Genomic DNA, 11,790 nt, shown 5'->3' with positions numbered 1-11,790 from the left:
GTCAGGCCACCTCCTCGGTGTCGGTGTCGGTGTCGGTGTCGGTGTTGGCGCCGGTGCCGGGCCCGCCGTTCGTGGCGCCGGATCGGGTGATCATGGCGACGAGCCGTTCGATGTCGAGATCGGAGATCGGGGCGTCCTCGACGCTGCGTCCCTCGTACATCACGGTGATCCGGTCGCAGACCTCGAACAGGTCCTGCAGCCGGTGGGTGATCAGGATGACGCCGACACCCTGGGCGGCGACGTCGCGGATCATCTTCAGCACCTGCCGGACCTCGGCGACGGCCAGCGCGGCGGTGGGTTCGTCCAGGATCAGTACGCGCGGCCGGAACGACACCGCACGGGCGATCGCCACGGCCTGCCGCTGCCCTCCGGACAGCTCGCCGATCTCCTGGTAGGTGGATTTCACCCGGACGTGCAGTTCGGAGAGGGTTTCTGCCGCTCGGGCGTGCATCGTGGCGCGGTCGATGAAGGGGCCTCTGCGCGGTTCACGGCCGAGGAACAGATTGCTGGCCACGTCGAGGGTGTCACACAGAGCGAGGTCCTGGTAGACGATGCCGACCCGCTCGCGGCGGGCGTCGGCGGGGCTGGTGAAGCGGACGTCGCGGCCGTCGATGGAGATCTGTCCGCTGTCGTGCTGGACCGCACCGGCCAGGACCTTCATCAGGGTCGACTTCCCGGCGCCGTTGTCGCCGACCAGGCCGAGCACCTCGCCCGGGGCCAGGGTCAGGTCGACGCCGCGCAGCGAGCGGACGGCGCCGAACGATTTGGTGATTCCTCGCAGGGAGACCAGCGCGCTCTCGCCCATCACTTCTCCAGGTAGTAGAGGTAGTTCTTGACGTTGTCCGGGGTCACCAGCTGGGTGGGCACGGGCACCTGCCGGCGGGTGGTGCGGCCGCAGGCCAGGTCGATCGCGGAGTTCATGGCCTCGTAGCCGAACCGGAAGGTGTTCTGCTGCAGCACCCCGGTGATCCAGCCGGCCCGCAGCCCGTCGACGGCCTGGCTGGACAGGTCCCATCCGACGACCTTGAGGTCCTTGGTGCGGTGCTGGCTGACCACGGCGGCGGCCAGGCCGATCAGGGCGGGCTCGCCGGTGGCGTAGGCGTACTTCAGGCCGGGGTCGCGGGTGAGCAGGTTTTCGGCGGCGGTCTGGGCGTTCTCCTGGATGTTGCGGCCGTCGACCACGTTCTGGATCTTCATGCCCTTGGCGGTGACGGTGTTGGTGAATCCTTTCTGCCGCTCGTTCTGGATGGTGCTGTTGAGCGCGCCGACGACACCGATCCCACCGCGGTTGCCGGCCGTCTTCAGCAGCGCCTCGCCGATCCGCCGGCCGCCTTCCGCGTTGCCGACGCCGACCTGGGCGGAGACCGCGGGGTCGTCGACGGTGGCGTCCACGGCGACGACCGGCACGCCCGCCGCCTTGGCCCGGCGGATGGCGGGCTTGATGCCCTCGGTGTCGACCGCGTCCACGATGATGGCGTCGTAGTGGTTGGCCACCAGATCGTCGATGGCGTTGGCCTGGGTGGCGGAGTCGTCGTTGCCGTTGACGATCTGGGTCTTCACCCCGGCCTTGTGGGCCACGGTCCGGGCGCCGGTGTTGATCTGGTTGAAGAACAGCGCCTGGAGGTTGATGGGCACGATACCGATCTTCGGAGCGTGGCCGCGGACGGTACAGGAGCGGGCGACCTCCGCGGGCGGCGGCGGGCCCTGCTCGGTGGTCTTCTTCTCGGCCGCCATCTCGCGGCGGGCCTGGGTGTCGCAGCCGACGGTCGTCAGCAGCAGGCCCAGCGCGACCACGGCCGTCACTTTCTGGCGCATCTGCTCTCCTTGTCCAACTGGGTGCGGGTCGGCTCCGGGGTTCCGGGGGTGGGGTGGGCCGCGAGCCAGGCGTCGATGGCCCGCCGGTCGGGCAGCCCGTCACGGGCGCCGGGCCGGGTACAGGACAGACCGGCGGCGACGGCGGCGAAGCGCGCCGCCTCCAGCGGGGACCGGCCCCGGTCCAGTTCGGCGCAGTATGCGCCGGTGAAGCAGTCTCCGGCCCCGGTGGCGTCGACCGTGTCGACCTCGATCGCCGGACCGTCGTGGCGTTCACCGGCCGGGGTCAGCAGGGTCCAGCCGCGCGAACCGTCGGTCACGACCAGATGGACGTCCATGTCGGCGGCGGCCCGGACCAGGGCCGGTTCTCCGCCCAGCAGCGCGACGGCCAGCGGCCGGCCGACGACGGCGTGATCGGCCGCGGACAGCGCGGTGCGCATCGCCTCCGCCCCGTCGCAGCCGTCGAGGTCCACCACCAGGCCCGGTCCTGGCACCCCGGGCGGGGCGTCGGCGGCGGCCTCGGCCAGCGCGGCGGCGGCCCCGGGGAAACGATAGCCGTCGAGGTAGAGCCAGTCCGCCCCGGCCTCGCGCGCGGCCCGTACCGTACGGGTGATGTGCCGGGCGTCCAGCTCGTCGTCCTGGCTGATGACGGCGCGTTCGCCGTCCGGGGTGAGCAGTACGACGGCGGTGGTGAGGGTGCCGGTGCGGGCGGTCCAGTCGGTGCGGACCCCGTCGGCGGCGAGCGCGGCGAGGAACGCCGTGCTCCGCGGCTCCGGTCCGACCACACCGGCGAACCACGCGTCGGCCCCCGTCCGGGCCGCGGCCGCCGAGGCGTTGGCGGCCATCCCGCCGTGGCCGTGGCGGATGGCGGTCGCCTGCACGCGGTCACCGGGAGCGGGCAGCGCCGGCACACCGACGGTCAGGTCGATGTTGGCGTACCCGCAGAAGACGATCACGGGAGCACCACTCCGGCCTTGGCCGCCGCGGTGGTCAGCTCGCGGACCTTGGCCCGGTCGACCCGGCCCCACCAGCGGCCGTTGTCCTTCACCGAGGACGCGACGATCACCCCGTCGCAGGCGGGCAGCAGACCGCCGATGTTGCCCGCGGTGATACCGGAGCCGATCACCACGGGCAGGGTGGTGTGGGCGGAGATGCCCTCGACCTCCTCCAGTGAGGCGGCGTCCCCGGTCCGGGAGCCGGTGGCGATCAGGACATCGGCGCCGAAGAACTCGGCGTCCTCGGTCTGTTCGGCCAGTGTGCGGTCGGCGACGATGGCGTGCGAACCGTGCTTGACGTGCACATCGGCGAAGACCTTGACCGGGCCGGCGCCGATCCGGCTGCGATAGCGGCTGGCGTGTGCCGACTGGCCCTCGATGATGCCCTCGTTGGCGACATAGGCATTGGCCCACTGGTTGACCCGTACGAATCCGCCGCCGCCGGACCAGGCGGAGGCGATGGAGCACTCGGCGGCGTTGGACAGCACGCTGACTCCGAGCCTGCCGCCGGCCCCCTCCAGCACGGCGTGCCGCACCCGGTCGGTCACCACGGCCATCGCCGCGGATGTCTCATAACCGTGTTCGCCCGGCTTGAGGAACGGGATGTCCCAGTGGTTCTCCACGATCAGCCCGTTGCAGCCGCCCTCCAGATAGGCCCGCGCCTCCTCGACCGCGAAGGCGCAGATCTCGTCCAGCGGGGCGCCCTCGTAATGCGGGCTGCCGGGCAGCGGCGGCAGGTGCACCACGCCGATGACGACCTTCGGGGTGCCGAACAGCTCCTTGATCGCGTTCGGCCGGGGAGGGAACACCCCAAGGCCACTCGTGCTCCCGGACGTCGTCATCGCGCCACCTCAATGCAATCGATTACAGCTGAGTTGCGGAGGACCGTAGGCAGGGGTCAGGTGCCGTGTCAAGGCTCTATGCTGATTCAACGCGTCAGGTCACATCGGCGTTGGAGCCATGTGACCGCCAGGTTTCCCGGCAGGAAGGTAATCGATTGCAACGGGTCACGATCGCTCAGGTCGCCGAGCGGGCCGGTGTCTCCACCGCCACCGTGTCGCGGGTGCTCTCCCGCCGGGGCCAGGTCTCGGCCGCGGTCGAGCGCAAGGTCCGCCGCGCCGCCGACGACCTGGGCTACCAGGTCAATGTCATCGCCAGGGCGCTGCGCAACAGTCGTACCGACACCGTGGGGATGGTCGTGCCCAGCATCACCAACCCGTTCTTCACCTCCCTGGTGGAGAGCGTGGAACACGCCCTGGGGAAGGAGGGCAAGGAGCTGTTCCTGTGCGACGCGCGCTCCGACCCGCGGATCGAGGCGCGCCGGCTGGCCTCGCTCGCCGCGCGCAACGTCGACGGCATCATCGTCAGCCCGAGCCACGGCGTCGACAGCCGGCCCGCCGTGCAGCAGACCGCGGACCGGCTGCCGCTCGTCCAGCTCGACCGGTTCGTCGACGGCACCACCACCGACTGGGTGGGCGTCGACGACGTCGCCGCGATGCGGCAGGTCATGGACCACCTCCACGACGGCGGGACGCGGTCGGCGGCCTTCATCGGCTCGCTGATGACCCACTCCTCCACGGAGCAGCGGTTCGCCGGGTTCCGGCGGCGCGCCGAGGAGCTGAACATCGAGGTGAAGCCGGACCAGGTGCTGCTCGGGGACTACAGCGTGGAGTGGGGCGAGGCAGCCGTGGCCCGGCTGATCGCGGAGGGCGACCTTCCGGACGCGCTCGTATGCGCCGATGACCTGATCGCGCTCGGGGCCACCCGCGCCTGCCGGGCCCACGGTTTCGCGGTGCCCCAGCAGGTGCAGGTGACCGGCTACGACGACATCGAGTTCTCCCGGCTTGCCGAACCGGCCCTGACCACGGTCCATCAGCCCCGTGACCGGATCGCCGCGGAGGCGGTACGGCTGCTGGCCGCGGCCGGCCTGGCCAAGGACGCCGAGCGCGGTCCGCACGCGCGTATCTCACTCGTGCCGACCCTGGTGGTGCGCGACAGCACCCGGGCCGCCCAAGCGCCCCCGGACCGCATATGACGGCGACTCACCACAACCCCAGGAGGACCCCGATGGACGACGCGGACACCTGGCGCGGTGCGACGGACCTCGCGCGGCGGCTGGTGCGGATCGACACCCGTGGCGGCGGGGAGGCACCGGCCGCCGCACTGGTGGCGGACCGGCTGGACGGCGCCGGGTTCGACGTCCGGGTCGAGGAGCCGATACCCGGCCGGGCCAACGTCGTCGCCCGGTTCGGGCCCGAGGCACCACGGGTGCCGGTCACCTTCACCGGACACCTGGACACCGTGCCCGCCGACCCGTCGGGCTGGTCGTTCGACCCGATGAGCGGGGAACTGCGCGACGGCCGGCTGCTCGGCCGCGGCAGCAGCGATATGAAAGCGGGTGTGGCCTGCCAGGTCGAGGCGGCGATACGGGCCGCCCGGGAAAGCCCGCGGGACACCGCCGTACAGCTGATCCTCACCTTCGGCGAGGAGACCGGCTGCCATGGGGCCGAGGAGATCGACGCGGCGTCACTCACCCCCACCGACCTGCTCATCGTGGCCGAGCCGACCGGCAACCGGACCGTCCTCGGCCACAAGGGCGTGCTGTGGCTCGCCGCGACGGCCCGTGGGGTCTCCGCGCACGGTTCCCGCCCGGAGCTGGGCCGCAACGCGATCGCCGCGCTCGCCGCCGCGGCGAGCAGGATCCACGGGCACCGTGACTGGCCGGTGAGCCCGACCCACGGCCCGGCCACGGTCAACATCGGCACGTTCCACGCGGGCGAGCAGCCCAACCTGGTGCCGGACCGCGCCGAGATGCGGCTGGACGTGCGCACCGTTCCCGGCTTCGGACGGGACGAGGCGATCGCGGAGATCGCCCGGCTGTGCGGCGACGGGATCGCCCTCGAACCGCTGCTGGACCTGCCTGGCGTCGCCACCGCCCCGTCGGCCGCCGCCACCGCGCGGGAAATCCTGGCCCCCGGCTCCTCGGCCCGCCCGGCCGAGTACGCGACCTACTTCACCGACGCCTCGGTGCTGACCGGCCGGCTCGGCGATCCGGCGGTGGTGGTGTACGGACCGGGCGACCCGGATCAGGCCCATGTCACCGATGAATCCTGCTCGCTGGCCGCCATGACCGAGTCCGCGGAGGCGATGCACCGGCTGCTGCGGCGCTGGTAGCCGGACGAGCGCGGTGCCGTCCCGGGCCCGGGTCCGCGGACCACCTCCACGGGTGCCGTGTGCTGCCACGACTCCCGCTCGGCGCCGCCCGACAACGGACGGTCCGCGGCTGGCCTCGTCGCCGACCGGACCGACGTCCTCTTCCCTACCCCCAAGGGCTCCAGCAAGGCCCAACATGTGGCACCCCTGAACGGACGGCGGACCAGAACCCGGACCCGTGCGCCGCCTTCCTCAACCTGCTGCGTTCTACCACGCCGAGGCTGCGGACGCTCCACTGATCACCGCCGCGCTGCGCGCCGTGAACGGCGACGTCGTCGACGATGGCGCCGTGTCCGCAGCCGGGCAGTGCCTCTACGCCTGCGATGTCCCTGAGGACCGAGAACTTGTCGCCCAGCTCGGTGCGATGGCCCTGGACGAGGACCGCCCACTGCGAGTCCGCGTGGCGTGCGCAAGGGCGCTGGCCTCGGCGGAGTCCGACCAGGCCGCCGAACGCGCGGTACGGCTGACCGACCTCGCGGAACTCGAGCTCCAGATGGCTGGCGCCGTTGGCACACAGTGGTGGCGCCCCGCGCATTTGGCCGATCACGGCCGTGTCGGGGCCGGAATTCCCGCACTCAGGGCGGGATGTGTGCACACATGGGCCTTGTTGTTCGGCGATGACCGAGGTGGACTGTGGTGAGTGCGGCGACGCTTCCTTCGGCCGAGGGAGCCGTGATCGGCACGGACGGATTGGCCGCTCTGGTCGATGTGTTGCGGGCGCGCGGGTACACGGTGATCGGCCCCACGGTCCGGGACCGTGCCATCGTGCTGGCAGAGCTGGAATCCGCTGCTCAGCTGCCGTACGGATGGGGTGTGGACCTCGAAGCCGGGCAGTACCGGCTGCGGTCGCGTACGGATGGCGCGGCCTTCGCCAACGCGGCCGGTCCGCAGTCGTGGAAGACGTTTCTGCACCCCGCCCGGGTCCGCCAGTGGACGGCCGAACGCGCGGGCGGAGAGCTGGTCATCGAGGCGGACGACACCACTCCTCCTCGCTTCGCCTTCCTCGGCGTCCGCTCCTGCGATCTGCGGGCCATCGCCGTCCAGGACCGGATTCTCACCGCCGGGCCGCACTCCGACCCGGTCTATCGGGGCAGGAGGTCCGGGGCGTTTCTGGTGGCGGTCGAGTGCACCGAGCCCGGGGGCACCTGCTTCTGCGTCTCGATGGGCACCGGTCCCGCCGCCGGGCCCGGGTACGACCTGGTGCTGACCGAACTGGCCGACGACGAGGGACACCGGTTCTGGATCCGCGCCGGCAGCCCGGAGGGGGCCGAGATCCTGGCGGAGCTGCCCGGCGAACCGGCCCCGGAGGCCGTCTGCCGGGCCGCCGCGGGCGCCGTCGCGTCCGCCGCCGAGCGGATGGGCCGCACGATGCCGGACACCGACATGCGGCGGCTGATGGCGGAAACGCTGGAGGCACCCCGCTGGGACGACGTCGCCTCCCGGTGCCTGACCTGCGGCAACTGCACCATGGTGTGCCCCACCTGCTTCTGTACCACCACCGAGGACGTCACCGACCTGACCGGGGACCACGCGGAGCGCTGGCGGGTCTGGGACGTCTGCTTCGACCTGGACTTCTCCTATCTGCCGGGCGGACCCGTCCGCGCCTCGCCGCGCAGCCGCTACCGGCAGTGGCTCACCCACAAACTGGGCACCTGGTACGACCAGTTCGGGTCGTCGGGGTGTGTGGGATGCGGTCGGTGCATCGTCTGGTGTCCGGTCGCCATCGACATCACCGAGGAGGCCGCGGCCCTGCACGACTGGACTCGGCGTACGGAGGACGAGCCACGATGACCGGGTGGCCCCTGTTGCTGGACACCCTTCCGCAGGTCCAGCGCGACCGGCTGTTCACGCTCGCCGACGAGCGGGACTTCCGGGCCGGCAGCACCCTGTTCGACGAGGGCGGTGTCGCCGACCGGTTCTGGCTGATCCGTTCCGGCGAGGTCGCCCTCGATGTGTACGTTCCCGGCCGTCGGGCCCAGGTGGTGGAGACCCTCGGGCCGCGGCAGCAGCTCGGCTGGTCGTGGATCTTTCCGCCGTATCGCTGGCATCTGGGGGCCCGTGCGTTGGGGACCGTGCGGACCTGGGAATTTCCCGCAGCCGAGGTGCGTGAGCTGTGCATGGCCGATACGGAGCTCGGGTACGAGCTGATGCTGCGGTGCGCGGCACTGATCGCCGACCGGCTCCAGGCCACCCGGTTGCGGTTGCTCGACCTGTACACGCCGCACGGAAGCGTCCCGCCGTGACCACCGTGCCCCTGCCGTACCGGGTGACCGCCGTTTCGGCGGAGACCGCGGACTGTGTGTCGCTGGAGGTCGCACCGGTGGGGCGGGCGCTGCCGGAGTTCTCGCCGGGCCGTTTCGCCATGGTGTACGCCTTCGGTGTCGGTGAGGTGCCGATCTCGGTCAGCGTGATCGGTGACGGTCACCGTCTGGTGCACACCGTGCGCGCCATCGGCGCGGTCACCGGTGCGCTGTGCCGGCTCAGGGCGGGGGACGCGATCGGCCTGCGGGGCCCCTACGGCACCGGCTGGGATCTCGGCGCGGCAGCCGGGTTGGACGTCCTGGTGATCGCCGGTGGTATCGGGCTCGCCCCGCTGCGCCCGGTGGTGCGTCATGTGCTCGACCACCCCGGGCACTACGGCCGCCTTCATGTGCTGATCGGGGCCCGCACCCCTGAGGATCTTCTCTATGGGGAGGAACTGGAGCACTGGCGGCGTGCCTCGGCCCAGGTGGAGGTGACCGTCGACCGGCCCGGCGAAGGCTGGCGTGGCAGCGTGGGCGTGGTCACCACCCTGCTGGACCGGGTCGGCTGGCGCCCCGATCGGACCGCCGCGCTGCTCTGCGGCCCCGAGGTGATGATCCGGCACACCGCCGGGGCGCTGCTCGCCCGCGGGTTGCCCGCGCGCCGGGCCCAGGTGTCACTGGAACGGAACATGCGCTGCGGCACCGGCCACTGCGGCCACTGCCAGCTCGGGCCGCTGCTGCTGTGCCGGGACGGCCCGGTGGTCGGCTGCGACCGCGCCCGGCCCCTGCTCGCCGTCAGGGAGCTGTGACATGGAACCCGACCGCCGCCCCTCCCTCGCCGTGTGGAAGTTCGCCTCATGCGACGGCTGCCAGCTGACCCTGCTCGACTGCGAGGACGAACTGCTCCCGCTCACCGACCGGGTGCGCATCACGCACTTCCTCGAGATGTCCAGCGCGGAGGACTCCCGGGAGCCCGCCACCCTCGCGGGTTCCGGACCGTACGACCTCTCCCTGGTGGACGGGTCCATCACCACCGACGAGGACGTCCGGCGCGTCCACCACATCCGGCGGATCTCCCGTCGCCTGGTCACCATCGGGGCCTGCGCCACCGCGGGCGGCATTCAGGCCTTGCGCAACTTCGCGGACGTCGAGGAATTCCGCGCCGCGGTCTACGCCAGTCCTGAGTACATCGCGACCCTGGACACCTCCACCCCCATCTCGGCGCATGTACCGGTCGACTTCGAGTTGCGCGGCTGCCCGATCGACCGCGGCCAGCTACTGGAAGTGATCACGGCCTTTCTGGCCGAGCGAAAGCCCAACATCTCCAGCCACAGCGTCTGCTTCCAGTGCAAGCGGCGCGGCACGACCTGTATCACCGTCGCCCAGGGCATCCCGTGCCTGGGGCCAGTCACCCATGCGGGGTGCGGTGCCCTCTGTCCCGCCTACGGGCGCGGGTGCTACGGCTGCTTCGGGCCGATGGCTCATCCCAACCTGGAGGCCATGGTGCGAGAGCTGCGGCACGACGGTATGACCGAGCGGGACATCGTGCGCGTCTTCCGCACCTTCAACGCCGCCTCGCCCGAATACGGCCCCGTACCCGAGCTCGCGGCCCGGGAGGCCCACGAGCCCCCGGCGGAGGAAGAGCCTCGATGAGCCACCGCGGATCCCGTGTGCTGCGTCTGGACGCACTCGCCCGAGTGGAGGGGGAAGCGGCACTCCACCTGGCCGTGCGCGCCGGGACGGTCGCCGAGCTGCGACTGCGGATCTACGAGCCGCCGCGCTTCTTCGAGGCTTTCCTCGTCGGCCGCGGCCATGGCGAGCCACCCGACATCACCTCACGGATCTGCGGAATCTGCCCGGTGGCGTACCAAACGACCGCATGTCAGGCCATCGAGCGGGCCTGTGGGGTGACGGTCGACGGACCGCTCGCGCAACTGCGGCGGCTGCTCTACTACGGCGAATGGATCGAGAGCCAGTCCCTGCACATCCACCTGCTGCACGCCCCCGACTTCCTCGGCCATCCCAGCGCGGTCGAGCTCGCCCGAGAGCACCGCGCGGCGGTGGAACGCGGCCTGCGGATCAAACAGGCGGGCAACGCCGTCATGGAGCAACTCGGTGGCCGCGCCATCCACCCGATCAACGTCCGCGTCGGCGGCTTCTACCGCGTACCCGCCCCGGCCGAACTCGCCCCGCTGGCCGAGCGGCTGCGCCGGGCCCATGACGACGCGCTGGAGACCGTGCGCTGGGTGGCCGGCTTCGACTTCCCCGACGCCACGTACGACGGCCCGCTGCTGGCGATGCGCGACCCCGGCCGGTACGCCATCGACTCCGGAACTCCGGCCGTCATGGCCGCGGGGGCGGGCTCGGACGGCCCTGCCCCCGTACGAACTCTTCCGGTGGAGGAGTTCGAGCGCCATGTGGTGGAACGGCAGGTCCGCCACTCGACCGCCCTGGTGTCGGAGCTGGACGGTCACCACTACCTGACCGGTTCGCTGGCCCGGTACGCGGTCAGCGGGCGGTGGCTCCACCCCTCGGCCCTCGACGCCGCGCGGGGGGCGGGGCTGGGCGATCCGGCCACCGGCGCGGTGTGCCGCAATCCGTTCCGGAGCATCATCGTCCGCGCCGTCGAGGTGGCCCACGCCGTGGCCGAGGCGCTGCGGATCATCGACGCCTACGAGCCGCCCTCCCGGCCGTACGTCGCGGTGCCACCGCGCCTGGCGACCGGTTGCGCGGCCACCGAGGCGCCGCGCGGGCTGCTCTACCACCGCTACGCCATGGACGCCGACGGCACCATCACCCTCGCCCGTATCGTGCCGCCCACCGCGCAGAACCAGGCCGCCATCGAGTACGACCTCCGTCGCCAGGTGCAGTCCCGCCTGGACGGGCCGGGCGAGCCGCCCGGCGACGAGGAGCTGACCGCACTGTGCGAGCGGGGCGTCCGCAACCACGACCCGTGCATCTCCTGCTCCGCGCACTTTCTGGACCTGACGGTGGAGCGTGGATGACGGGCCGGGTCGTGGTCATCGGCGTGGGCAATCCGTTCCGCCGGGACGACGGAGCGGGCCCGGCCGTCATCGAGGCCCTGCGTGGCCGAGTGCCCGAGGGCACGGTGCTGACCGACAGCGACGGCGAGCCCGGGAGGATGCTCGGCCTCTGGCACCGTCAGGACGCCGTTGTCGTGGTCGAAGTGGTGCACGCCCACCCCGGGCAGCCGGGGCGACTGCACACCCTGACGGCGGAGCGGGCCGCGCGATGCGCCGCGCGCTCCGCCAGTACCCACGCCCTCGGACTCGGTGAGACCTTCGCCCTGGCCGCGGCGCTCGACCGGATGCCCGAGGAGCTCACGGTGCACGCGGTGGAAGGGGAGGACTTCGGCCTCGGCCGCGGGCTCAGCACCGCGGTGGCCGACGCGCTCCCCGAGTTGATCCGTCACGTGGCCGAGGCCATCGGCGAGGCGCACCACCGGCTTCGGCACGCGAGCGCCCTGACCGACGGCCGGGGAAGGGCATAGTCCGCCTGGCGTGGCA

13 protein-coding genes are annotated in these 11,790 nt (G+C 72.0%); 9 read left to right on the top strand and 4 right to left on the bottom strand.

Annotated features, from left to right (window positions below; all coding sequences use genetic code 11):
* Nucleotide 1: 1 nt before the first annotated feature.
* Genes JK364_RS00765 through JK364_RS00750 form a run of 4 tightly spaced genes read right to left on the bottom strand, consistent with a single transcriptional unit; the run spans nt 2 to nt 3,649 of the window.
* Nucleotides 2–805, bottom strand: coding sequence for an ATP-binding cassette domain-containing protein (locus tag JK364_RS00765; protein ID WP_230991242.1), 804 nt, complete (start codon nt 803–805; stop codon nt 2–4).
* Entirely contained in the window at nt 805–1,815 is a 1,011-nt protein-coding gene (locus JK364_RS00760) for a substrate-binding domain-containing protein (protein ID WP_201846427.1), read from the bottom strand. Before JK364_RS00760 ends, JK364_RS00765 begins: the two co-directional genes overlap by 1 nt.
* On the bottom strand, nt 1,800–2,768 hold the full coding sequence (locus tag JK364_RS00755) for a carbohydrate kinase family protein (protein ID WP_201846426.1): 969 nt from the start codon (nt 2,766–2,768) through the stop codon (nt 1,800–1,802). Before JK364_RS00755 ends, JK364_RS00760 begins: the two co-directional genes overlap by 16 nt.
* Nucleotides 2,765–3,649: a BtpA/SgcQ family protein gene (locus JK364_RS00750; RefSeq protein WP_201846423.1), complete on the bottom strand. Its 885-nt coding sequence runs from the start codon at nt 3,647–3,649 to the stop codon at nt 2,765–2,767. The genes JK364_RS00755 and JK364_RS00750 overlap by 4 nt, the downstream gene beginning before the upstream one ends.
* Before the next feature lie 155 nt (nt 3,650–3,804).
* Between JK364_RS00750 and JK364_RS00745 the strand changes: the two genes are divergently transcribed.
* The 9 genes from JK364_RS00745 to JK364_RS00705 all read left to right on the top strand — a co-directional run bounded on the left by JK364_RS00745 (nt 3,805) and on the right by JK364_RS00705 (nt 11,774).
* Nucleotides 3,805–4,842 carry a LacI family DNA-binding transcriptional regulator gene (locus JK364_RS00745; RefSeq protein ID WP_201846421.1) on the top strand — a complete coding sequence of 346 codons (1,038 nt, stop codon included), beginning with the start codon at nt 3,805–3,807 and terminating at the stop codon, nt 4,840–4,842.
* 32 nt (nt 4,843–4,874) lie between these two features.
* Nucleotides 4,875–5,981 (top strand): M20 family metallopeptidase, encoded by a 1,107-nt coding sequence (locus tag JK364_RS00740; RefSeq protein WP_201846419.1) that lies wholly within the window; start codon nt 4,875–4,877, stop codon nt 5,979–5,981.
* A 217-nt stretch (nt 5,982–6,198) separates the two neighbouring features.
* Nucleotides 6,199–6,660 carry a hypothetical protein gene (locus tag JK364_RS00735; RefSeq protein ID WP_201846417.1) on the top strand — a complete coding sequence of 154 codons (462 nt, stop codon included), beginning with the start codon at nt 6,199–6,201 and terminating at the stop codon, nt 6,658–6,660.
* Nucleotides 6,654–7,811 (top strand): 4Fe-4S dicluster domain-containing protein, encoded by a 1,158-nt coding sequence (locus JK364_RS00730; protein WP_201846415.1) that lies wholly within the window; start codon nt 6,654–6,656, stop codon nt 7,809–7,811. The genes JK364_RS00735 and JK364_RS00730 overlap by 7 nt, the downstream gene beginning before the upstream one ends.
* Nucleotides 7,808–8,263 carry a cyclic nucleotide-binding domain-containing protein gene (locus JK364_RS00725; RefSeq protein ID WP_201846414.1) on the top strand — a complete coding sequence of 152 codons (456 nt, stop codon included), beginning with the start codon at nt 7,808–7,810 and terminating at the stop codon, nt 8,261–8,263. The genes JK364_RS00730 and JK364_RS00725 overlap by 4 nt, the downstream gene beginning before the upstream one ends.
* A complete protein-coding gene (locus JK364_RS00720) occupies nt 8,260–9,072 on the top strand; it encodes an FAD/NAD(P)-binding protein (protein ID WP_201846413.1) in 813 nt (270 codons plus the stop codon). The genes JK364_RS00725 and JK364_RS00720 overlap by 4 nt, the downstream gene beginning before the upstream one ends.
* A 1-nt stretch (nt 9,073) precedes the next feature.
* Complete coding sequence (locus tag JK364_RS00715) at nt 9,074–9,916, top strand: NADH-quinone oxidoreductase subunit B family protein (RefSeq protein WP_201846412.1); 843 nt, start codon at nt 9,074–9,076, stop codon at nt 9,914–9,916.
* Entirely contained in the window at nt 9,913–11,268 is a 1,356-nt protein-coding gene (locus tag JK364_RS00710) for a Ni/Fe hydrogenase subunit alpha (protein WP_201846411.1), read from the top strand. The genes JK364_RS00715 and JK364_RS00710 overlap by 4 nt, the downstream gene beginning before the upstream one ends.
* Entirely contained in the window at nt 11,265–11,774 is a 510-nt protein-coding gene (locus tag JK364_RS00705; protein ID WP_201846409.1) for a hydrogenase maturation protease, read from the top strand. Before JK364_RS00710 ends, JK364_RS00705 begins: the two co-directional genes overlap by 4 nt.
* The last annotated feature ends 16 nt before the right edge of the window (nt 11,775–11,790 follow it).

The sequence above is a fragment of the Streptomyces endocoffeicus genome (genome assembly GCF_016741935.1).
Taxonomy (GTDB): Bacteria; Actinomycetota; Actinomycetes; order Streptomycetales; family Streptomycetaceae; genus Streptomyces; species Streptomyces endocoffeicus.
Note: the sequence above shows the minus strand (reverse complement) of the source record. Positions and strands in the feature narration are given on the sequence as shown.